The sequence below is a fragment of the Streptomyces sp. NBC_00259 genome (genome assembly GCF_036181745.1).
Lineage (GTDB): Bacteria > Actinomycetota > Actinomycetes > Streptomycetales > Streptomycetaceae > Streptomyces > Streptomyces pratisoli.
Genome location: NZ_CP108080.1, coordinates 1,413,965 through 1,435,540, shown reverse-complemented (window position 1 = coordinate 1,435,540; position 21,576 = coordinate 1,413,965). Strand labels below are relative to the sequence as shown.

17 protein-coding genes are annotated in these 21,576 nt (G+C 69.3%); 12 read left to right on the top strand and 5 right to left on the bottom strand.

The window, feature by feature from the left end; translation table 11 throughout:
• Window positions 1-29: 29 nt before the first annotated feature.
• Both OG766_RS06445 and OG766_RS06440 read right to left on the bottom strand, forming a co-directional pair.
• On the bottom strand, window positions 30-815 hold the full coding sequence (locus tag OG766_RS06445) for an MIP/aquaporin family protein (protein WP_266375545.1): 786 nt from the start codon (window positions 813-815) through the stop codon (window positions 30-32).
• Window positions 816-1,131: 316 nt separating this feature from the next.
• Window positions 1,132-1,896 (bottom strand): IclR family transcriptional regulator, encoded by a 765-nt coding sequence (locus OG766_RS06440; RefSeq protein ID WP_266378196.1) that lies wholly within the window; start codon window positions 1,894-1,896, stop codon window positions 1,132-1,134.
• Window positions 1,897-2,137: 241 nt separating this feature from the next.
• Here OG766_RS06440 and metH point away from each other — a divergent pair, with 241 nt between their 5' ends.
• The 4 genes from metH (at window position 2,138) to OG766_RS06420 (ending at window position 10,246) form a co-directional block, all read left to right on the top strand.
• A complete protein-coding gene (metH, locus tag OG766_RS06435; protein ID WP_328724740.1) occupies window positions 2,138-5,689 on the top strand; it encodes a methionine synthase in 3,552 nt (1,183 codons plus the stop codon).
• Window positions 5,690-5,814: 125 nt separating this feature from the next.
• The gene (locus OG766_RS06430; protein ID WP_266375548.1) at window positions 5,815-6,516 is read left to right on the top strand and encodes an HAD family hydrolase; all 702 of its coding nucleotides are present in this window, start codon (window positions 5,815-5,817) and stop codon (window positions 6,514-6,516) included.
• Window positions 6,517-6,989: 473 nt separating this feature from the next.
• On the top strand, window positions 6,990-8,597 hold the full coding sequence (locus OG766_RS06425) for an ABC transporter substrate-binding protein (protein WP_328724739.1): 1,608 nt from the start codon (window positions 6,990-6,992) through the stop codon (window positions 8,595-8,597).
• 59 nt (window positions 8,598-8,656) lie between these two features.
• Complete coding sequence (locus OG766_RS06420) at window positions 8,657-10,246, top strand: ABC transporter substrate-binding protein (protein WP_266375552.1); 1,590 nt, start codon at window positions 8,657-8,659, stop codon at window positions 10,244-10,246.
• A gap of 98 nt (window positions 10,247-10,344) precedes the next feature.
• Here the strand turns inward: OG766_RS06420 and OG766_RS06415 are convergent, their stop codons facing one another.
• Together OG766_RS06415 and OG766_RS06410 are read right to left on the bottom strand one after the other, a co-directional pair.
• Window positions 10,345-11,016, bottom strand: a complete 672-nt coding sequence (locus tag OG766_RS06415) for a response regulator transcription factor (protein ID WP_328724738.1) — start codon at window positions 11,014-11,016, stop codon at window positions 10,345-10,347.
• Window positions 11,017-11,130: 114 nt separating this feature from the next.
• A complete protein-coding gene (locus tag OG766_RS06410; protein WP_423247011.1) occupies window positions 11,131-12,075 on the bottom strand; it encodes a RecB family exonuclease in 945 nt (314 codons plus the stop codon).
• Window positions 12,076-12,182: 107 nt separating this feature from the next.
• On the opposite strand from OG766_RS06410, the gene OG766_RS06405 reads away from it, so the two are divergent.
• The 3 genes from OG766_RS06405 to OG766_RS06395 all read left to right on the top strand — a co-directional run bounded on the left by OG766_RS06405 (window position 12,183) and on the right by OG766_RS06395 (window position 15,151).
• Window positions 12,183-13,430, top strand: a complete 1,248-nt coding sequence (locus OG766_RS06405) for a site-2 protease family protein (RefSeq protein ID WP_328724737.1) — start codon at window positions 12,183-12,185, stop codon at window positions 13,428-13,430.
• A gap of 55 nt (window positions 13,431-13,485) precedes the next feature.
• Entirely contained in the window at window positions 13,486-14,373 is an 888-nt protein-coding gene (locus OG766_RS06400; protein ID WP_266375558.1) for a tRNA (adenine-N1)-methyltransferase, read from the top strand.
• Between the two features lie 199 nt (window positions 14,374-14,572).
• Complete coding sequence (locus OG766_RS06395; protein WP_328724735.1) at window positions 14,573-15,151, top strand: hypothetical protein; 579 nt, start codon at window positions 14,573-14,575, stop codon at window positions 15,149-15,151.
• A 22-nt stretch (window positions 15,152-15,173) separates the two neighbouring features.
• On the opposite strand, the gene OG766_RS06390 is transcribed toward OG766_RS06395, so the two are convergent.
• Window positions 15,174-15,452, bottom strand: coding sequence for a ferredoxin (locus OG766_RS06390; protein ID WP_266375562.1), 279 nt, complete (start codon window positions 15,450-15,452; stop codon window positions 15,174-15,176).
• A gap of 257 nt (window positions 15,453-15,709) precedes the next feature.
• On the opposite strand from OG766_RS06390, the gene arc reads away from it, so the two are divergent.
• From arc to prcA, 5 genes are all read left to right on the top strand, one after another.
• The gene (gene arc, locus OG766_RS06385; protein WP_266375563.1) at window positions 15,710-17,476 is read left to right on the top strand and encodes a proteasome ATPase; all 1,767 of its coding nucleotides are present in this window, start codon (window positions 15,710-15,712) and stop codon (window positions 17,474-17,476) included.
• A 271-nt stretch (window positions 17,477-17,747) separates the two neighbouring features.
• Window positions 17,748-19,259, top strand: a complete 1,512-nt coding sequence (gene dop / locus OG766_RS06380; RefSeq protein WP_266375565.1) for a depupylase/deamidase Dop — start codon at window positions 17,748-17,750, stop codon at window positions 19,257-19,259.
• A gap of 135 nt (window positions 19,260-19,394) precedes the next feature.
• Window positions 19,395-19,613 (top strand): ubiquitin-like protein Pup, encoded by a 219-nt coding sequence (locus OG766_RS06375; RefSeq protein WP_266375567.1) that lies wholly within the window; start codon window positions 19,395-19,397, stop codon window positions 19,611-19,613.
• Window positions 19,614-19,789: 176 nt separating this feature from the next.
• Window positions 19,790-20,635 carry a proteasome subunit beta gene (gene prcB / locus OG766_RS06365; protein ID WP_443045450.1) on the top strand — a complete coding sequence of 282 codons (846 nt, stop codon included), beginning with the start codon at window positions 19,790-19,792 and terminating at the stop codon, window positions 20,633-20,635.
• A 62-nt stretch (window positions 20,636-20,697) separates the two neighbouring features.
• Window positions 20,698-21,459, top strand: coding sequence for a proteasome subunit alpha (prcA, locus tag OG766_RS06360; protein ID WP_266375569.1), 762 nt, complete (start codon window positions 20,698-20,700; stop codon window positions 21,457-21,459).
• The last annotated feature ends 117 nt before the right edge of the window (window positions 21,460-21,576 follow it).

The following is a 21,576-nucleotide window of genomic DNA, read 5'->3' as shown; positions in this document are numbered from 1 at the left end:
CCTGGAGATCTGAGGGAAGGACGTACGGCTCAGGCGAACGCGATCTGGTAGATACCCGCGGCGATGGCCGAGCCGATCAGCGGTCCCACGACGGGGATCCACGCGTACCCCCAGTCGGAGCCACCCTTGTTGCGCATCGGGAGCAGCGCGTGCACGATGCGCGGGCCCAGGTCGCGGGCCGGGTTGATGGCGTAGCCGGTCGGGCCGCCGAGCGAGAAGCCGATGGCGACCACCACGAAGGCGACGATCAGACCGCCGAGCGTGCCGAGCCCCTTGCCGCTGTCGTTCAGGCCCATCGTGAGCACCGCGAGGACCAGCACGATGGTGCCGATGATCTCGGTGACGAGGTTCTGCCAGACGACCCGGACCTCCGGACCGGTGGAGAAGATGCCGAGCACCGGGCCGGCCTTCGGGGCGGACCTGTCGTCGACCAGCCCCTCCTCGAGCGGCGGCGGAACGACTTCCGGGTCGGCGAGATGCGCCTTGAACTGGCCGTAGTAGGTGAGCCAGGCCAGGAAGGCACCGAGCATGGCACCGATGATCTGGCCGGCGAAGTAGACGGGGACGTTGCCCCAGTCCCCGCTCGTGATCGCGATGCCGAGCGTGACCGCCGGATTGAGATGCGCGCCGGACAGGGGGCCGGAGATGTAGACCGCGGTCATGACCGCGAAGCCCCATCCGAACGCGATGGCGACCCAGCCGGCGCCCTGCGCCTTGGAGCGCTTCAATACGACGGCGGCGACGACGCCGGCGCCGAGCAGGATGAGAACGGCGGTACCAATGATCTCGCCGATGAAGATGTCGGAGCTGGACACCCGCGACTCCTTTGTCCTTCGTCCAGGGGAAGGCGAACCAACGGGTCCCTCCGTGGTCCGCGCCCTCGGGGGTGAGAGCGATACCGGCCCTTGGCGTTGCCACACTCTAGCGCGTATTGCCGGTAGGTGTTCGACAATGCCGACCGATGCACGGCAGTTTTGCCCTCGGGTTAACACGGCGTCAAGGGTTGTGTGGCGGAAAACCGTTTCGTTATCGATGGTGCGCCCGAACGCGCGGAACCGCCCGCCGTGCGGCACGGCGGCCACCGCCCGGTACGGCGGTCACGGGCCGGACCGGGCCTGCCGGGACGCAGCGTCAGAAGCGCCCGGCGCCCAGGTCACGGGAGACCGCGCGGGCGCAGTCCCGTACCGCCGCGATCAGCTCGGACCGCAGCTCCTCGCCGTCGCAGACCCGCTCCACGGCGCCCGTGATGGCGATCGCGCCGACCGGCATCCGGCGCCGGTCGTGGATGGGCGCGGCCACCGCCGCGACGCCCTCCCAGGTCTCCTCCACGTCGGCGGCCCACCCCCGCGCCCGGGTCAGGTCCAGCACGCCTTCGAAGTCCTTGAGCCCGGTCACCGTGCGCGGGGTGAACGCCTCGCGGTCGACCTCCAGGACCTCGCTGTGCGCCACCGGGTCGTACGCCGACAGCACCTTGCCCAGCGCCGTGGAGTGCAGCGGCTGCATCGCGCCCACCTCCAGCACCTGCCGGCTGTCGTCGGGCCGGAAGACATGGTGGACGATCAGGACGCCCTGCTGGTGCAGCACGCCCAGGTGGACGCTCTCGCCGCTGGAGCGGGCCAGGTCGTCCGTCCAGACCAGCGCACGGGCCCGCAGCTCGTGGACGTCCAGATAGCTGTTCCCCAGCCGCAGCAGCTCCGCGCCCAGCTGGTAGCGCCCCGACGCGGGGTCCTGCTCGACGAAGCCCTCGGCCTGGAGGGTGCGCAGGATGCCGTGGGCCGTCCCCTTGGCCAGTTCCAGGGAGGACGCGATGTCGGACAGGCCAAGACGGCGCTCGCCACCCGCGAGCAGGCGCAGCATCGCCGCCGCCCGTTCCAGTGACTGGATGTTCTTCGCCATCGTTCCGGCCTTTCTCCCCAACATGGTTCGACAATGCTGAACAGTATCGGCCCATGCCGAATTCGTGTTACTGCCGGAACAGTGTGTCAAGACCATCCGCACTCGGTCATCACCAGGGACACACGGCGTCCACCCCGTGGACCGGCCCACCGCGCCGGGACGTGCCCGGCTACGCTGGCCGCGTGCGCCTTCCACGGGAAGCCGCAAAGCCGACAGCCGTCGCACTCCAGGGAGCACATCCATGGCCTCGTTGCCGACCCCTTCCGCCGACAGCCCGACGTCCACCGGCAGCGGTACGTCCGCCGACAGCCGGAGCCGCGCCGACGCCCTGCGTCAGGCGCTCGCCACCCGAGTGGTGGTCGCCGACGGTGCCATGGGCACCATGCTCCAGGCACAGGACCCCACCCTCGACGACTTCGAGAACCTCGAGGGCTGCAACGAGATCCTCAACGTCACCCGGCCGGACATCGTCCGGTCCGTCCATTCCGCGTACTTCGAGGTCGGTGTCGACTGCGTCGAGACCAACACCTTCGGAGCGAACCTCGCCGCGCTCGGTGAGTACGACATCCCCGAGCGGGTCCACGAGCTGTCCGAGGCCGGCGCCCGTATCGCCCGCGAGGTCGCCGACGAGTACACCGCGGCCACCGGACAGCAGCGCTGGGTGCTCGGCTCCATGGGTCCCGGCACCAAGCTGCCCACCCTCGGGCACGCCCCGTACACCGCGCTCCGCGACGCCTACCAGCAGAACGCCGAAGGGATGATCGCGGGCGGCGCCGACGCGCTGCTCGTCGAGACCACCCAGGACCTCCTGCAGACCAAGGCCGCCGTCCTCGGCGCCCGCCGCGCGCTGGACGCCACCGGCATCTCCCTGCCGCTGATCGTCTCCGTGACCGTGGAGACCACCGGCACCATGCTGCTCGGCTCCGAGATCGGCGCGGCCCTCACGGCGCTCGAGCCCCTGGGCATCGACATGATCGGCCTGAACTGCGCCACCGGCCCGGCCGAGATGAGCGAGCACCTCAGGTACCTCGCCCGCCACTCGCGGATCCCGCTCTCCTGCATGCCCAACGCCGGTCTGCCCGTCCTCGGCAAGGACGGCGCCCACTACCCGCTGACCGCGCCCGAGCTCGCCGACGCGCAGGAGACGTTCGTACGTGAGTACGGGCTCTCCCTCATCGGCGGCTGCTGCGGTACGACCCCCGAGCATCTGCGTCAGGTCGTCGAGCGCGTCCGTGACCTCGTCCCGACCCCGCGCGAGCCCCGCCCGGAGCCCGGCGCCGCCTCGCTCTACCAGACGGTGCCGTTCCGTCAGGACACCTCGTACCTGGCCATCGGCGAGCGGACGAACGCCAACGGGTCCAAGAAGTTCCGCGAGGCCATGCTGGACGCCCGCTGGGACGACTGCGTGGAGATGGCCCGCGACCAGATCCGCGAGGGCGCCCACATGCTCGACCTCTGCGTCGACTACGTGGGCCGGGACGGCGTCGCCGACATGGAGGAGCTGGCCGGGCGCTTCGCCACCGCCTCCACCCTCCCCATCGTGCTCGACTCCACCGAGGTCGAGGTCATCCGCGCCGGCCTGGAGAAGCTCGGCGGCCGCGCCGTCATCAACTCGGTCAACTACGAGGACGGCGACGGGCCCGAGTCGCGTTTCGCGAAGGTCACCCGGCTGGCCCAGGAGCACGGCGCGGCCCTCATCGCGCTCACCATCGACGAGGAGGGCCAGGCCCGGACCGTCGAGAACAAGGTGGCGATCGCCCAGCGGCTCATCGCGGACCTCACCGGCAACTGGGGCATCCACGAGTCCGACATCCTCATCGACACCCTGACCTTCACCATCTGCACCGGCCAGGAGGAGTCCCGCAAGGACGGCATCGCCACCATCGAGGCCATCCGCGAGCTCAAGCGCCGCCACCCGGACGTCCAGACCACGCTGGGCCTGTCCAACATCTCCTTCGGTCTCAACCCCGCCGCGCGCATCCTGCTGAACTCCGTCTTCCTCGACGAGTGCGTCAAGGCCGGCCTCGACTCGGCGATCGTGCACGCCTCGAAGATCCTGCCGATCGCGCGCTTCGACGAGGAGCAGGTCACCACGGCGCTCGACCTGATCTACGACCGCCGCCGCGAGGGCTACGACCCCCTGCAGAAGCTGATGGCGCTGTTCGAGGGCGCCACCGCCAAGTCCCTGAAGGCCGGCAAGGCGGAGGAACTGGCCGCCCTGCCGCTGGACGAGCGCCTCAAGCGCCGCATCATCGACGGCGAGAAGAACGGACTGGAGAAGGACCTCGACGAGGCCCTCCAGGAGCGCCCGGCCCTCGACATCGTCAACGAGACCCTGCTGGACGGCATGAAGGTCGTCGGCGAACTGTTCGGCTCCGGCCAGATGCAGCTGCCGTTCGTCCTCCAGTCCGCCGAGGTCATGAAGTCCGCGGTGGCCTTCCTCGAGCCCCACATGGAGAAGTCCGACGCGGAGGGCAAGGGCACCATCGTGCTCGCCACGGTCCGCGGCGACGTCCACGACATCGGCAAGAACCTCGTCGACATCATCCTGTCCAACAACGGCTACAACGTGGTCAACCTGGGCATCAAGCAGCCCGTCTCCGCGATCCTGGAGGCCGCCGAGGAGCACCGGGCCGATGTCATCGGCATGTCCGGCCTCCTCGTGAAGTCCACCGTGATCATGAAGGAGAACCTGGAGGAGCTGAACCAGCGCAGGCTGGCGGCCGACTACCCGGTGATCCTCGGCGGGGCCGCGCTCACCCGCGCGTACGTCGAGCAGGACCTCCACGAGATCTACGAGGGCGAGGTCCGCTACGCCCGCGACGCGTTCGAGGGCCTGCGCCTGATGGACGCCCTGATCGCCGTCAAGCGCGGCGTCCCCGGTGCCGCGCTGCCCGAGCTCAAGCAGCGCCGGGTCAGGGCCACCGCGACCGCGGTCGCCGAGGAGCGTCCCGAGGAGCAGGGCGCCGTCCGTTCCGACGTCGCCACCGACAACCCGGTCCCCGAGCCGCCGTTCTGGGGCACGCGCGTCGTCAAGGGCATCCAGCTCAAGGAGTACGCCTCCTGGCTGGACGAGGGCGCGTTGTTCAAGGGCCAGTGGGGCCTCAAGCAGGCCCGTACCGGCGACGGACCCACGTACGAGGAGCTGGTGGAGACCGAGGGACGTCCCCGGCTGCGCGGCTGGCTCGACCAGCTGCACACGCAGAACATGCTGGAGGCGGCCGTCGTCTACGGCTACTTCCCCTGCGTGTCCAAGGGCGACGACCTGATCCTCCTGGGCGAGGACGGCTCCGAGCGCACCCGCTTCACCTTCCCCCGCCAGCGCCGCGGCCGCAGGCTGTGCCTCGCCGACTTCTTCCGCCCCGAGGAGTCCGGCGAGCCCGATGTGGTCGGCCTCCAGGTCGTCACCGTCGGCTCGAAGATCGGCGACGCCACGGCGAAGCTCTTCGCCTCGGACTCCTACCGCGACTACCTCGAACTGCACGGCCTGTCCGTCCAGTTGGCCGAGGCGCTCGCGGAGTACTGGCACGCCCGGGTACGCGCAGAGCTGGGCTTCGGCGGCGAGGACCCGGTGGACGTCGAGGACATGTTCGCGCTGAAGTACCGCGGCGCCCGCTTCTCCCTCGGCTACGGGGCCTGCCCCGACCTGGAGGACCGGGCCAAGATCGCGCAGCTGCTGGAGCCCGAGCGGATCGGCGTCAAGCTCTCGGAGGAGTTCCAGCTGCACCCCGAGCAGTCCACGGACGCGATCGTGATCCACCACCCGGAGGCGAAGTACTTCAACGCGCGGTGACCACGCGAAACGCGCGGTGAGCGTTCGCGCGCTTTCGCCGCGCGAGCCGTACACTGGTCGGTCCCATACAGGCCGGTCGCCCTATTTGGCGGCCGGCCTGCGCGTCCCTCATGGAGGTGTGCCGGATGACCAGCACGGTTCCCGCGTCCCTTGCCCGTACCGCGGACGGCTCTGCCCTGCAGGCCGTCTTCCTGGACATGGACGGCACCCTCGTGGACACCGAGGGCTTCTGGTGGGACGCCGAGGTGGAGGTCTTCGCGGATCTCGGCCACGACCTGGACGAGGCCTGGCGGGACGTGGTGGTCGGCGGCCCGATGACCCGCAGCGCGGGCTATCTGATCGAGGCGACCGGCGCCGACATCACCCTGGCCGAGCTGACCGTGCTGCTCAACGATCGCTTCGAGGCCCGTATCGCCCGCGGTGTGCCGATGATGCCCGGCGCGGAGCGGCTGCTCACCGAGCTGGCCGCGCACAACGTGCCCACCGCCCTGGTGTCCGCGTCGCACCGGCGCATCATCGACCGCGTCCTCGCCTCCCTGGGCCGTGACCGCTTCGCGCTGAGCGTCGCCGGCGACGAGGTCTCCCGTACGAAGCCGCATCCCGACCCGTATCTCTTCGCGGCCCGGGGGCTGAGCGCCGAGCCCGCCCGCTGTGCCGTCATCGAGGACACCGCGACGGGTGTGGCGTCGGCCGAGGCGGCGGGCTGCCGGGTCGTGGCGGTCCCCTCCGTCGCGCCGATCGCGCCGGCGGACGGCCGGATCGTCGTCGGCTCGCTGGAGGAAGTGAACCTGTCCTTTCTGCGCACTTTGATCACGCGATTGAACTGAGCCATTCACCGAGCGTGCAGAGGAATAGCGGCAGAAACCGAGGGCAGCGGGCCGTGTATTTTCCGTAACCACCGATCCGCGTGACGTTCGTCACTGTCAATGCTGCATAAATAGCCCGTGCATGACAGTTCGAGTCCGGTCTGCGGCGATTTGGGTATGCCCTTGTGTCCGGATTGGTGGAGGGGTGTACGAATCATTCCGGCGCGTGAATATCGACTTCGTGCCATGCCTCCTCACCAGGCGATACACCTCAACTGCGGCCCGGTCCAGCATTACTGGCACGGCCCACTAATCTCATCGCGAGAGCTTCGCCGCACCACCGACGTGCCACGGGGACCACCCAAGTCCACCGTGTCCGCCGGCCCGATCGCCCTGTGTCCCGGTCCGATCGCACCGCCCCGAACGGGCGGCCGCGGCGGAGTATCCCGTAACACCGCTGTATCCCGGTGAGGGATCGAGGGAGAAAGTCCAGGATGAACCGCAAGACACTGGTGCTGCCGGCCTTGATGGGCCTGCTCGCCCCCGTACTCGCCGCCTGTGGTACCACGCCGGGCGGCGGCGCCGACGGAGGCAACGCCATTGTCGTGGGCACGACGGACCAGTTCGTCGCCGACAGCGAGACACCCGCCCCCTTCGACCCCGCCTTCGCCTACGACACCGGCGCCTGGAACGTCCTCCGCCAGACCGTGCAGACGCTCATGCACGTACCGCGCGGCGGCGGCTCGCCGGTCCCCGAGGCCGCTTCCCGCTGCGGATTCACCGACACCCGGAGCGAGAGCTACCGCTGCACCCTCCGCGACGGACTGACGTTCGCCGGCGGCAAGCCCGTCACCGCCGAGGACGTCAAGTTCTCCATCGAGCGCGTGCTGGACATCAAGTCCGACAACGGTACGGCCGCCCTGCTCTCCAACATCGACACCATCGAGGTCCGGGGCGCCGACGAGATCGTCTTCCAGCTGGCCACGCCGGACGCCACCTTCCCGTACAAGCTCTCCACCCCCGTCGCCGGCATCCTCAGCCGCGACGCCTACGAGGGCGGGCAGCTCCGCGGCGGCTTCCAGGTCGACGGATCGGGCCCGTACACGATGAGCGCCGAGACCGACGGCGACAGGCTCGTCAAGGCGGTCTTCACCAAGAACCCCGGCTACAAGGGCGATCTGAAGCTCCGTAACGACAAGGTGGAGCTGCGCTCCTACCCCGACGCCGAGGCGATGGGCAAGGCGCTGGAGTCCGGCGAGATCGACATGATGGCGCGCGCCATGTCCCCGGAGCAGATCAAGGACCTGCAGGACCATCCCAAGGACGACATCGAGCTCAGCGAGATGCCCGGCCTGGAGATCCGCTACCTCGGCTTCAACACCGAGGACCCGTCCGTGAAGGACAAGGCCGTCCGCCAGGCCATGGCGGCCGTCGTCGACCGCGGCCAGATCGCGGGCAACGTCTACGGCGCCACCGCCGAGCCGCTCTACTCGCTCATCCCGACGAGCATCACCGGCCACACCAACTCGTTCTTCAACAAGTACGGCGAGCCCGACCGCAAGAAGGCCGCGGCCATCCTCGACGAGGCCGGGACCACCACTCCGGTGAAGCTCACCCTGCACTACACCACCGACCACTACGGCTCGGGAACGGCCAAGGAGTTCGCGGCGCTGCGCGACCAGCTCAACGCCACCCGGCTCTTCGACGTGACCGTCAAGGGCACCGAGTGGTCGAAGTACCGCCCGGCGCAGAAGCGCGGCGACTACGCCGTCTACGGCCTGGGCTGGTTCCCCGACTTCCCGGACCCGGACAACTACATCGCCCCGTTCCTGGACGAGGACAACTTCCTCAACACCCCCTACGTGAGCACTGCCGCGCGCAATCAGCTCATCCCGCAGTCCCGCCGCACGGCCGATCGTGGTGCCGCTTCCGCCTCGTTCACCAAGCTCCAGGACATCGTCGCCACCGATGTCCCGGTGCTGCCGCTGTGGCAGGGCAAGCAGTACGTCGCCGCCCGGTCGGACATCAACGGAGTCGAGTGGACGCTGAACGCCTCCTCCGACCTGCAGTTGTGGGAACTCGAGCGCGGTAGCACCGCCTGACCCTTCATCACCCGGTCGCGAAGGGCGCGGCCGGCTACGAGAGCAAGAGGCAAGGTTCTGTGAAGGCACGATTCAAGCGAACGACAGCGCCGCTCGCGGCGGGGCTGTCCGCCGTCCTGCTGGCGTCGGGCTGCGGCTCGGAGCAGGGCGACGGCTCCGACGGCGAAGGCGTCCGGGTTGCCGTCGGCATCTCCGACGACGTCCTTGCCACGGACCCGGCGGACGGTTACGACCCCGGTTCCTGGCTGCTGTTCAACAACGTCTTCCAGTCCCTGATGAGCTTCCCCAAGGGCGGCTCCACCCCGCAGCCGGAAGCCGCGGAGAAGTGCGGCTTCGAAGGCGGCAGCACGGTCTACCAGTGCACGCTGCGCGAGGGCCTCCAGTTCAGCAACGGCAACGACCTGACCTCGGAGGACGTCAAGTTCTCCTTCGAGCGGGCCCTGAAGATCGCCAGTGACTCCGGCCCGGGGCCGCTGCTCTCCACGATCGACAGCATCGAGACGCCCGACGACCGGACCGTCGTCTTCAAGCTGAAGGTCCCGGACGCCACCTTCCCCAGCAAGATCGCCTCGGGCGCCGGTTCCATCGTGGACCACCGCGAGTACGAGGCCGGCTCCCTGCGCACCGACGGCAAGGCGGTCGGCTCCGGCCCGTACCAGCTCGACTCCTTCAACGACAAGGAAGCGGTCTTCTCGGTCAACCCTCACTACAAGGGCACCGCGGAGGTCCGCAACACCGGCGTCACCCTGACCTTCTTCCGGGGCAACCAGAAGGAGCTCGGCACCGCCCTCAAGAGCGGCGATGTCGACGTCGCCTACCGAGGACTCACCGCCCAGGACATCGACGGGCTCCAGTCCTCCCTCGAGGCCGGCAAGAAGGGCATCGAGGTCGTCGAGGGCAGCAGCGCCGAGGTCCAGCACCTGGTCTTCAACGTCAAGGACCCGGTCGCGGGCGAGCTCGCCGTGCGCCAGGCCTTCGCGTACCTCGTCGACCGGGACGCCCTGGTCAGGGACGTGTACAAGGGCACCGCCGAGCCCCTGCACTCGATCATCCCGGCCGGGATCGCCGGTCACAACACGGCCTACTTCGACCTCTACGGCGGCTCGCCGCAGCCCAACAAGGCCCGCAAGGCGCTGCGCGACGCCGGTATCGACGACAAGGTGAAGATCACCCTGTGGTCCACGCCGAGCCGCTACGGACCCGCCACCGACCTGGAGATGGCCGCCATCGCCCAGCAGCTCAACAAGAGCGGGCTGTTCCAGGCCGACGTCAAGTCCGTCGAGTTCGAGCAGTACGAGAAGGACATCCAGGCCGGGAAGTACGGCGTCTACGTGAAGGGCTGGGTGCCCGACTACCCGGACGCCGACAACTTCACGCAGCCGTTCTTCGGCGAGGGCAACGTCCTCGGCAACGGCTACGTGAACAAGGAGATCACCGGCAAGATGATCCCGGAGACCGCCGCCGTGGCCGACCGCTCGGCCACCGGCGACATCTTCGGCAAGCTCCAGAACAAGGTCGCCGAGGAACTGCCGATCCTCCCGCTCTGGCAGGGCAAGCAGTACGCCGTCTACAACGGCAACATCACCGGCCTGGAGTGGACGCTCGACGCGTCGACCGTGTTCCGCTTCTGGGAGATCAAGAAGGGCTGACGCCCCACCTGCACAACAGAGGAGCCCCGGGCCCTGAAGGCCCGGGGCTCCTCCGCGCGTGTGCCTGCGCCTGCGCGTATGCGTATGCGTGAAGGTTCCTACTGGGCGCCCGGGCGGACCAGACCGCTCTCGTACGCGTACACCGCCGCCTGGACCCGGTCGCGCAGCCCGAGCTTCGTCAGCACATGGCCCACATGGGTCTTGACCGTCGTCTCGCTGACGAACAGATCCGCGGCGATCTCCGCGTTCGACAGGCCGCGGGCCACCAGCTTGAGCACCTCGACCTCGCGCTCGGTCAGCGTGTGCAGCGTGTCCGGCAGCGGCTCCTCGCCGGACGGCAGATGGCCGGCGTACTTGTCGAGCAGCCGGCGCGTGATGCTCGGCGCCAGCATCGCCTCGCCCGCCGCGACCACCCGGATCGCCTGCACCAGTTCGTTCGCCGGGGCGTCCTTCAGCAGGAAGCCGCTCGCCCCCGCCCGCAGCGCCTCCACCACGTACTCGTCGAGATCGAACGTGGTCAGCACCAGCACCTTCGCCGGGCCGTCCCGCTCCGGGCCGGTGATCCGGCGGGTCGCCTCGACCCCGTCCATCCGCGGCATCCGGATGTCCATCAGCACCACGTCCGGCTGCAGCGCCCGCACCTGCTCCAGGGCCTGCAGACCGTCCCCGGCCTCACCCACCACGGCGATCTCCGGCTCGGCCTCCAGGATCATCCGGAAGCCCGTGCGCAGCAGCGGTTGGTCGTCGACGAGTAGGACGCGGATAGCCACGGAATCTCCTCAAGAGTGCTGGACCGGCCCCATTCTGCCCTGCCCGCCCGAAACGGACCCCGTGGGGCGGCCGCGGCCCGGTGCGGACGGACCCCGGAGCGCGGACCGCGCCGCTCAGCGAGGCGGCGGCACCACCGGCAGCGGGTACACCGGGGGCGTGCCCCCGAACTCGGGGCACACCGACTGGTGGTCGCACCAGCCGCAGAGCTTCGTCGGACGCGGCCGCCAGTCGCCCGTCTCCGTCGCCCGCACGATCGCCTCCCACAGCGCCAGCAGCTTGCGCTCGACCCGCTCCAGATCCGCCGCGACCGGGTCGTAGGTGAGCACCTCCCCGCTGCCCAGATACACCAGCTGCAGCCGCCGCGGCACGACGCCCTTCAGCCGCCAGATCACGAGGGCGTAGAACTTCATCTGGAACAGCGCGCCCTCGCTGTACTCGGGGCGGGGGGCCTTGCCCGTCTTGTAGTCGACGATCCGCACATCACCGGTCGGCGCCACGTCGACCCGGTCGATCACTCCGCGCAGCCGCAGCCCCGACTCCAGCTCCGTCTCCACGAACAGCTCGCGCTCCGCGGGCTCCAGCCGCGTCGGATCCTCCAGCGAGAACCACCGCTCGACCAGCTGCTCCGCCTCGGTCAGCCAGCGCGCCAGCCGCTCGGCGCCGTCGTCCTGCGCGAACAGCTCGCTCAGCTCCGGCTTCGACTCCAGCAGCCGGTCCCACTGCCCGGGAATCAGCGCCTTCGCCCGCGGCGGCGTGCGCTCCACCGCCGGCGCGTCGAAGAGCCGCTCCAGCACGGCGTGCACGAGCGTGCCCCGCGTGGCCGCCTCGCTCGGCTTCTCCGGGAGTCTGTCGATCACGCGGAACCGGTAGAGCAGAGGGCACTGCATGAAGTCGCTCGCGCGCGAAGGCGACAGCGACATGGGCGGCCGGCCCTCCCGGGCGGAGGGGGAACTCTCCGGGCTCTCCGGCGGCGCCGGATGCCCGTCCGTCGTGGCGGGCACATCCTCCAGGACGGGCTGCGGCACGCCTTCCGGAGCGGACGGCTGACTCGTACTCATGACTCAGACCCTACGGCCCGCCACTGACAGCGAGCGGAATACCATCGACGTCAGACCCTCTCGCACTGCATGATCGAACGAGCGACGGCTCGCAACGAAGGGAACCCGTGAACAAGGACGAGGAGAGCGGCGAGCGCACGCGGCCGCGGTCCGGCACGGAGGGAGCCGACCCCGGCAACGGCAAGAAGAGCCGTTCCGAGGAGCCGGGCGGCGGCATTCTCATGGGCCGCCCCTTCGGTGTGCCCGTGTACGTCGCGCCCAGCTGGTTCCTGGTGGCGGCCCTGATCACCTGGGTCTTCGGCGGACAGCTCGACAGAGTCCTGCCCGAACTCGGCGGGGCCCGCTACCTGGTCTCGCTCTTCTTCGCCGTCGCCTTCTACGCCTCCGTGCTCGTCCACGAACTGGCCCACACGGTCGTGGCGCTCCGCTACAAGCTGCCCGTGCGCCGGATCCAGCTCCAGTTCTTCGGCGGCGTATCGGAGATCGAGAAGGAATCCGAGACCCCCGGCCGCGAGTTCGTCCTCGCCTTCGTGGGACCGCTCCTGTCGCTCGTGCTCGCCGGTGTGTTCTACGCGGGCATGTACGCCGTCGAGCCCGGCACCGTCCCCGGCGTCCTGCTGGCCGGGCTGATGATCTCCAACCTCATCGTCGCCGCCTTCAACCTCCTGCCGGGACTCCCGCTGGACGGCGGCCGGATGCTGCGCGCGGTCGTCTGGAAGATCACCGGAAGGCCGATGAGCGGCACCGTCGCCGCCGCCTGGGTCGGCCGGGCCCTCGCCGTCGCCGTGCTGATCGGCCTTCCGCTGCTCACCCACACCGGCGCGCTCGGCAACGCCACCGAGGACATCGGCGGCATGGAGACCGTCACCGACGCGCTGCTCGCCGCCATCCTCGCCGCGATCATCTGGACCGGCGCGGGCAACAGCCTGCGCATGGCCCGCCTCCGCGAGCACCTGCCCGAGCTGCAGGCCCGCGCGCTCACCCGGCGCGCCGTCCCCGTCGAGTCCGACACCCCGCTCTCCGAGGCGCTGCGCCGTGCCAACGAGGCGGGCGCCCGCGCCCTGGTCGTCGTCGACGGACGCGGTGACCCGACGGGCCTCGTCCGGGAGGCCGCGATCGTCGGTGTTCCCGAGCACCGCCGCCCGTGGGTCGCCGTCGGCGGGCTCTCCCAGGACCTCACCGACGGCATGAGGATCCCCGCCGAACTCGCCGGCGAGGTCCTCCTCGACCGTCTCCGCGCCAGCCCCGCCACCGAGTACCTGGTGGTGGAGGAGACCGGCGAGATCTACGGAGTGCTCTCCACGGCGGACGTCGAGCGGGCCTTCGTGGCCGCCATGGCCCGCCCGGGCTCCTGAGCGCTCCCGAACCCGTGTGGCACGGGCGGGTTCGCGGAGCCCATACACTGGTCACATGTCCGAACCGACCGGTGCCGCCCGCCGTCGCGGGCCCTTCAAGGTCGGGGACCAGGTCCAGCTCACCGACCCCAAGGGACGCCACTACACGTTCACGCTCGAGGCCGGGAAGAACTTCCACACCCACAAGGGTTCCTTCCCGCACGACGAGCTGATCGGCGCTCCCGAGGGCAGTGTTGTCCGTACCACGGGAAACGTCGCCTATCTCGCGCTGCGCCCCCTGCTCCCCGACTACGTCCTGTCCATGCCCCGCGGCGCCGCCGTGGTCTACCCCAAGGACGCGGGGCAGATCCTGGCCTTCGCCGACATCTTCCCCGGCGCACGCGTCGTCGAGGCCGGGGTGGGATCGGGCTCGCTCAGCAGCTTCCTGCTGCGTGCGATCGGCGACGAGGGCATGCTGCACTCCTACGAGCGCCGTGAGGACTTCGCGGAGATCGCCCAGGGCAACGTGGAGCGCTACTTCGGCGGACCGCACCCGGCCTGGACGCTCACCGTCGGCGACCTCCAGGACAATCTCTCGGACGCCGACGTCGACCGCGTCATTCTGGACATGCTGGCCCCCTGGGAGTGCCTGGACGCCGTCTCCAAGGCGCTGGTCCCCGGCGGCATCCTGTGCTGTTACGTGGCGACCACGACGCAGCTCGCGCGGACCGTCGAGTCCATCCGCGAGATCGGCTGCTACGCCGAACCGCAGCCCTGGGAGTCGATGATCCGGAACTGGCACGTCGAGGGTCTGGCCGTGCGGCCGGACCATCGGATGATCGGCCACACCGGCTTCCTCGTCACCGCCCGCCGTCTCGCCGACGGTGTGGAGCCCCCGATGCGCCGCCGCCGGCCCGCCAAGGGCGCGTACGGCGAGGACTACGAGGGCCCCAACAAGGGCTGAGCGCCCATCAGGCCGACGCCCTGCACAACGCGATGGCGCCGCCGTCGAGTTCCCGGCAGCGAACGGGAACTCGACGGCGGCGCTCTTACGTTGACTCCTCACCGAGGAGGTTTCGTACCCCCCTGTTCCCGCCACCTGTGACGTGTGGCACTATGCGGGGCACCCCCACCGGTACCGCTGTTCAACAGGAGACGCCTCGGTGCAGACCTCCGCCGTCCCGGATCTCGCGCACACCCACGCCCGCCCGGTGCACTGGCTGGCCACCGCGACCGCGATGGCCGCGGTCGTCGCCGGGGCGGGAGTGCTCCAGCCCGATCACGCGAACGCGGGCCAGTCCGGTCCGAAGACGGTCACCGCCGCGGCGCCGGCACCGGCACCGGAGGCCACCGACGTCGAGCTGCCGCTGGAATGCGGATCGGCGGCCACCCAGCTGGTCAAGAACGCCTCGGGGGACCTCGACGGCGACGGCGGTGCGGAGACGGTCGTGGTGGCCCGCTGCGCCGCGGGCTCCGGCACCCCGCCGAGCGGCATCTACGTGCTGGCCCGGTCGGCGCCCGGCACCCCGCGCGTCGTCGCGACCCTCCTCGAGCCCACGCGACGGCTGAGCGTGGCCGACTTCGCCGTCCGTGACGGAGCGGTCACGGCGACCCTTCTCGGCTACTCCTCGCAGGACGTGCCGCGCTGCTGTCCGGACCAGCAGGAGAAGGTCAAGTGGCAGTGGCGCGGCGGGAAGTTCGTCGAGTCGGCCGAGGGCGCCGCCGCCACCGGGAGTGCCTGAGCCTGCACTCTGCGTGCGCCCCCTAGTCCGCCTCGGGCCCGTACACCTCGACCTTGTCCGAAACGCGGCGTACATGAATGCAGTCGCCCGGGCACTCCTTGGCCGAGTCGATGACATCCGTCAGCAGCGGCAGCGGTACGGGCGTTGTGGCGCCCGGCTGCTGCAACAGCTCGTCCTCGCCGCTCTTCACGTAGGCCAGACCGTCGATGTCCAGCTCGAAGACCTCGGGCGCGTACTGGGCGCAGATGCCGTCGCCGGTGCAGAGATCCTGGTCGATCCAGACTTCGAGAGCCTCGTTCATGTCGCCTGCCGTTCCTGCGCGGTGTTCATCAAGCCGTGTTGTATCAATATGGGCCAGCCCTGACGGGTGTTGACCGCTCCGACGATACAACCGCCCGCTTTCCGATGTTGATGGGTGGGTATTCCCCTGGCGTGAGGGGCAGCGCAAGGGTGAAGATCGGACACACCCCTTCCGTCTTTGTGATCTAGGGGTTTCAATCACCACCCACCCAGGTAGGGTCAGGAAGCGTCCAGCTCCCCTTGGAGGAGGTGAGGACCGTGGCAGCCCACGACGACGACAACAACCGCGGCTTCCGGCCGGGACGAGGGTCTGAAGACCCCGCCGGCCAGGTTGCCTATCTCGAGCAGGAAATCGCCGTCCTGCGCCGCAAGCTCGCCGACTCTCCGCGTCATACGAGGATTCTCGAAGAGCGGATCGTCGAGCTGCAGACGAACCTGGCCGGCGTGTCCGCACAGAACGAGCGTCTGGCGAACACGCTCCGTGAGGCCCGCGACCAGATCGTGGCCCTCAAGGAGGAGGTCGACCGGCTCGCACAGCCGCCGGCCGGCTTCGGTGTCTTCCTGCAGGCGAACGAGGACGGCACGGCCGACATCTTCACCGGGGGCCGCAAGCTCCGGGTGAACGTCAGCCCCAGCGTCGAGCTCGAGGAGCTCCGGCGTGGCCAGGAAGTCATGCTCAACGAGGCGCTCAACGTGGTCGAGGCCATGGAGTTCGAGCGTGCCGGGGACATCGTCACCCTCAAGGAGATCCTCGAGGACGGCGAGCGTGCCCTGGTGATCGGGCACACCGACGAGGAACGGGTGGTGCGGCTCGCGGACACGCTGCTGGACACCACCGTCCGTCCCGGCGACGCCCTGCTGCTCGAGCCCCGCTCCGGCTACGTCTACGAAGTGATCCCCAAGAGCGAGGTCGAGGAGCTCGTCCTCGAAGAGGTCCCGGACGTCGACTACGACAAGATCGGCGGCCTCGGCGGCCAGATCGAGATGATCCGCGACGCGGTCGAGCTCCCGTACCTCCACCCCGATCTCTTCAAGGAGCACGAACTGCGGCCGCCGAAGGGCATCCTGCTCTACGGCCCGCCCGGCTGCGGCAAGACGCTGATCGCCAAGGCCGTCGCCAACTCCCTTGCCAAGAAGGTCGCCGAGGTGACCGGCCAGCCCGCGGGGAAGAGCTACTTCCTCAACATCAAGGGCCCCGAGCTCCTGAACAAGTACGTCGGCGAGACCGAGCGGCACATCCGCCTGGTCTTCCAGCGTGCCCGGGAGAAGGCGAGCGAGGGCACCCCCGTCATCGTCTTCTTCGACGAGATGGAGTCCCTCTTCCGCACCCGTGGCTCCGGTGTCAGCTCGGACGTCGAGAACACGATCGTTCCGCAGCTGCTCGCCGAGATCGACGGTGTCGAGGGCCTCGAGAACGTGATCGTGATCGGTGCCTCGAACCGCGAGGACATGATCGACCCCGCGATCCTGCGCCCCGGCCGGCTCGACGTCAAGATCAAGATCGAGCGTCCGGACGCGGAGGCCGCGAAGGACATCTTCGGCAAGTACCTGACGCCGACGCTGCCGCTGCACGCCGACGACCTCGCCGAGCACACCGGCTCCAAGGAGGCGGCGGTCGGGGGCATGATCCAGTCGGTCGTCGAGCAGATGTACGCCGAATCCGAGGAGAACCGCTTCCTCGAGGTGACGTACGCCAACGGCGACAAGGAAGTCCTGTACTTCAAGGACTTCAATTCCGGCGCCATGATCCAGAACATCGTGGACCGGGCGAAGAAGATGGCCATCAAGGCCTTCCTGGACCACGACCAGAAGGGTCTCCGCGTCGCGCACCTGCTCCAGGCCTGCGTGGACGAATTCAAGGAGAACGAGGACCTGCCGAACACCACGAACCCGGACGACTGGGCCCGGATCTCCGGAAAGAAGGGCGAGCGGATCGTCTTCATCCGCACCCTCGTCACCGGAAAGCAGGGCGCAGACACCGGACGCTCCATCGACACGGTGGCGAACACCGGTCAGTACCTGTAGATCGCAGCCCGGCTGCGGATGTCCTGGGGCTCCCCCGTCGAGATCGGGGGAGGGCATCCGCAGCCGCCTGCTTTCCCAGGGCGTCCGGACGGGTAATCGCACCACACAGAGCAATGACCGAATTGATCTCCCCACCAGCGCAGAGGCGTTCTAGGCTCGTCCGTACCGCCGGGTCGCGCAGTGCGGGGACGGGCACCGCACACGCACCGGAGCACGAGCGGTACTTGAGCGCCGCCCCCAGACGGGAGCGCCGCCGGGCAAGGAGGGCCGCATGACCGTACGGCGAGTAATGGGTATCGAGACGGAGTACGGCATCTCCGTCCCCGGCCACCCGAACGCCAATGCCATGCTCACCTCGTCCCAGATCGTCAACGCCTACGCGGCGGCGATGCACCGGGCGCGACGCGCCCGCTGGGACTTCGAGGAGGAGAATCCGCTGCGGGACGCCCGCGGCTTCGACCTCGCCCGCGAGGCCGCCGACTCCAGCCAGCTCACCGACGAGGACATCGGCCTGGCCAATGTGATCCTCACCAACGGGGCCCGGCTCTACGTGGACCACGCCCACCCCGAGTACAGCGCCCCCGAGGTCACCAATCCGCGCGACGCCGTGCTCTGGGACAAGGCCGGCGAGCGGATCATGGCGGAGGCCGCCGAGCGGGCCGCTCAGCTCCCCGGCGCCCAGCCCATCCACCTGTACAAGAACAACACCGACAACAAGGGCGCGTCCTACGGCACGCACGAGAACTACCTGATGAAGCGGGAGACGCCCTTCTCGGACATCGTGCGGCACCTCACGCCGTTCTTCGTGTCCCGCCAGGTCGTCACCGGCGCCGGCCGGGTCGGGATCGGCCAGGACGGCCACGAGCACGGCTTCCAGATCAGCCAGCGGGCGGACTACTTCGAGGTCGAGGTCGGGCTGGAGACCACGCTGAAGCGGCCCATCATCAACACCAGGGACGAGCCGCACGCCGACGCGGAGAAGTACCGCAGGCTCCATGTGATCATCGGCGACGCGAATCTGTCGGAGATCTCGACGTACCTCAAGCTCGGCACGACCTCGCTGGTCCTGTCCATGATCGAGGACGGCTTCATCAACGTCGATCTCGCGGTCGACCAGCCCGTCCGCACGCTCCACCAGGTGTCCCACGACCCGAGCCTGCAGCGTCTGGTCACGCTGCGCAGCGGCCGGACACTCACCGCGGTCCAGTTGCAGATGGAGTACTTCGAGCTGGCCCGGAAGTACGTCGAGGAGCGCTTCGGCGTGGACGCCGACGAGCAGACCAGCGACATCCTGGTGCGCTGGGAGGACACCCTCAACCGGCTCGAGAACGATCCGATGAGCCTGTCCGGCGAGCTGGACTGGATCGCGAAGAAGGAGATCCTGGAGGGCTACCGGCGACGCGACAGCCTGGACTGGGACGCGGCACGGCTGCACCTCGTGGACCTGCAGTACGCCGACGTACGCCCCGAGAAGGGCCTGTACAACCGTCTGGCGGCCCGCGGGAAGATGAAGCGCCTCCTGGACGAGGCGGACGTCGAGCGCGCCGAGAGCAAGCCTCCTGAGGACACCAGGGCGTATTTCCGCGGTCGCTGTCTGGAGCAGTACGCGGACGACGTGGCCGCGGCCTCCTGGGACTCGGTGATCTTCGATCTCCCCGGCCGTGACTCTCTGCAGCGGGTGCCCACGCTGGAACCGTTGCGGGGTACACGTAACCATGTGAAGGAGCTCCTGGACCGGTGCCGGACCGCGGAGGAGCTGGTCCGCGTCCTCTCCGGCGGCTGAAATGGTCCGCGTCCGGGAATCATGAAGGTGGCCCCCGGACGTTGAGCAAAGCGAGGGGCCGATGTCAGACCCTGCTTGTAGGGTCTGATCTTGAGTGTGCCGAACCAAACGGGCAAACCGAGCGGGGTGAGGGATATGGCGACCAAGGACACCGGCGGCGGACAGCAGCGGGCCACGCGTTCCACCGAGGAGGTCGAGGAGCAGGCGCAGGAAGCGCAGGCTTCGGAGGACCTCAAGGAGCGCCAGGAGAAGCTGTCCGACGACGTCGACTCCGTACTCGACGAGATCGACGACGTCCTCGAGGAGAACGCAGAGGACTTCGTGCGGTCCTTCGTCCAGAAGGGCGGCGAGTAGCCTCCCCCAACTTCGCCGGGGGTAACTCCAGTTGTCCGTCCCGGTACCGGTCCGCACAAGGTCGGCGGAACCGGGACGGATGACCGGCGGTGGCACGGGTAAGGTCCGTGCAATGCATGCAAGATCGGCCCGCGGCTCGTCAGCAGGCGGGCCGCCGCCTATCCGGAAGGAAACGCGTGGAAGCCAACCCTCGTAGCACCGGGCGTCTGCCGGCAGCCTTCCTGACGCCCGGCTCGTCGTCGTTCATGGACTTCCTGGGCGATCACTCCCCGGAGCTGCTCCCGGGGAAGCGCGTCCTGCCCCCCGTGCAGGGCGTCATCGAAGCACCCCACGGCACGACGATCGTCGCCTCGTCCTTCCCCGGCGGCGTGGTGCTCGCCGGTGACCGGCGGGCGACCATGGGCAACATGATCGCCCAGCGCGACATCGAGAAGGTCTTCCCGGCCGACGAGTACTCCGCCGTGGGCATCGCCGGCACCGCTGGCCTCGCGGTGGAGATGGTGAAGCTCTTCCAGCTGGAGCTGGAGCACTTCGAGAAGGTCGAAGGCGCCCAGCTCTCCCTCGAGGGCAAGGCCAACCGTCTCTCCACGATGATCCGGAGCAACCTCGGCATGGCCATGCAGGGCCTCGCCGTCGTCCCGCTCTTCGCCGGCTGGGACGTCGACCGCGAGAAGGGCCGGATCTTCTCGTACGACGTCACGGGCGGCCGCTCCGAGGAGCACGGCTACGCGGCGACCGGCTCCGGCTCGATCTTCGCCCGCGGGGCGATGAAGAAGCTCTACCGCGAGGACCTCACCGAGGAGCAGGCCATCACCCTGGTCGTCCAGGCGCTCTACGACGCGGCCGACGACGACTCCGCGACGGGCGGCCCGGACGTGGCCCGCCGCATCTATCCGATCGTCACGGTCATCACCGACGAGGGCTTCCGCAAGCTGACCGAGGCCGAGACCGCCGAGACCGCCCGCTCGGTGCTGGAGCGCCGGATGGAGCAGCCCGACGGCCCGCGTGCCGCGCTGCTCTGATGTTCCCCAGGACACCGCCGGGCGGTGACCCCTCGCCACTGACAGAAAGGGACGGATAGCCGGTGTCGACGCCGTTCTATGTCTCACCCCAGCAGGCCATGGCCGACCGGGCGGAGTACGCCCGCAAGGGCATCGCCCGTGGCCGCAGCCTGGTAGTGCTGCAGTACGCCGACGGCATCGTCTTCGTCGGTGAGAACCCGTCCCGTGCGCTGCACAAGTTCAGCGAGATCTACGACCGGATCGGCTTCGCCGCGGCCGGCAAGTACAACGAGTACGAGAACCTGCGGATCGGCGGCGTCCGCTACGCCGACCTGCGTGGTTACACCTACGACCGGGACGATGTGACGGCCCGCGGCCTCGCGAACGTCTATGCGCAGACCCTGGGCACGATCTTCTCCAGCGCCGGCGAGAAGCCGTACGAGGTGGAGCTGGTCGTCGCCGAGGTCGGCACGTCCCCCGAGGGCGACCAGATCTACCGGCTGCCCCACGACGGCTCGATCGTGGACGAGCACGGCTCGGTCGCGGTCGGTGGCAACGCCGAGCAGATCAGCACCTTCCTCGACCAGCGGCACCGCGACGGGATGTCGCTCGCCGAGGCGCTGAAGCTCGCGGTACAGGCGCTGTCCCGCGACACCAACGGCAGCGAGCGGGAGATCCCCGCGGAGCGGCTGGAGGTCGCGATCCTGGACCGTACGCGACCGCAGCAGCGGAAGTTCAAGCGGATCGTGGGACGCCAGCTCTCCCGCCTCCTCCAGGCCGACGACGCGGCCTCGACCCCGACGGAGGTCCCCTCCGACGCGGAGGAGCCCGAGGACGAGTCCTAGGTCTCCTCCCGGGCCCTGCCCGAACCATCCGCGCCCCGGCCGCACCAGCGTCCGGGGCGCGGGCGCGTCCGGGGCACGGTTGCGGTTCCGCAGGGGGGCAGTCCTGGGGGCGCCCTG

Bases quoted from the DNA above. Each gene is read 5' to 3' on its own strand.
- OG766_RS06440 (WP_266378196.1), bottom strand. From the start codon at position 1,896: ATGGCGAAGAACATCCAGTCACTGGAACGGGCGGCGGCGATGCTGCGC.
- metH (WP_328724740.1), top strand. From the start codon at position 2,138: ATGGCCTCGTTGCCGACCCCTTCCGCCGACAGCCCGACGTCCACCGGC.
- OG766_RS06430 (WP_266375548.1), top strand. From the start codon at position 5,815: ATGACCAGCACGGTTCCCGCGTCCCTTGCCCGTACCGCGGACGGCTCT.
- OG766_RS06425 (WP_328724739.1), top strand. From the start codon at position 6,990: ATGAACCGCAAGACACTGGTGCTGCCGGCCTTGATGGGCCTGCTCGCC.
- OG766_RS06410 (WP_423247011.1), bottom strand. From the start codon at position 12,075: ATGAGTACGAGTCAGCCGTCCGCTCCGGAAGGCGTGCCGCAGCCCGTC.
- OG766_RS06400 (WP_266375558.1), top strand. From the start codon at position 13,486: ATGTCCGAACCGACCGGTGCCGCCCGCCGTCGCGGGCCCTTCAAGGTC.
- OG766_RS06390 (WP_266375562.1), bottom strand. From the start codon at position 15,452: ATGAACGAGGCTCTCGAAGTCTGGATCGACCAGGATCTCTGCACCGGC.
- dop (WP_266375565.1), top strand. From the start codon at position 17,748: ATGACCGTACGGCGAGTAATGGGTATCGAGACGGAGTACGGCATCTCC.
- OG766_RS06375 (WP_266375567.1), top strand. From the start codon at position 19,395: ATGGCGACCAAGGACACCGGCGGCGGACAGCAGCGGGCCACGCGTTCC.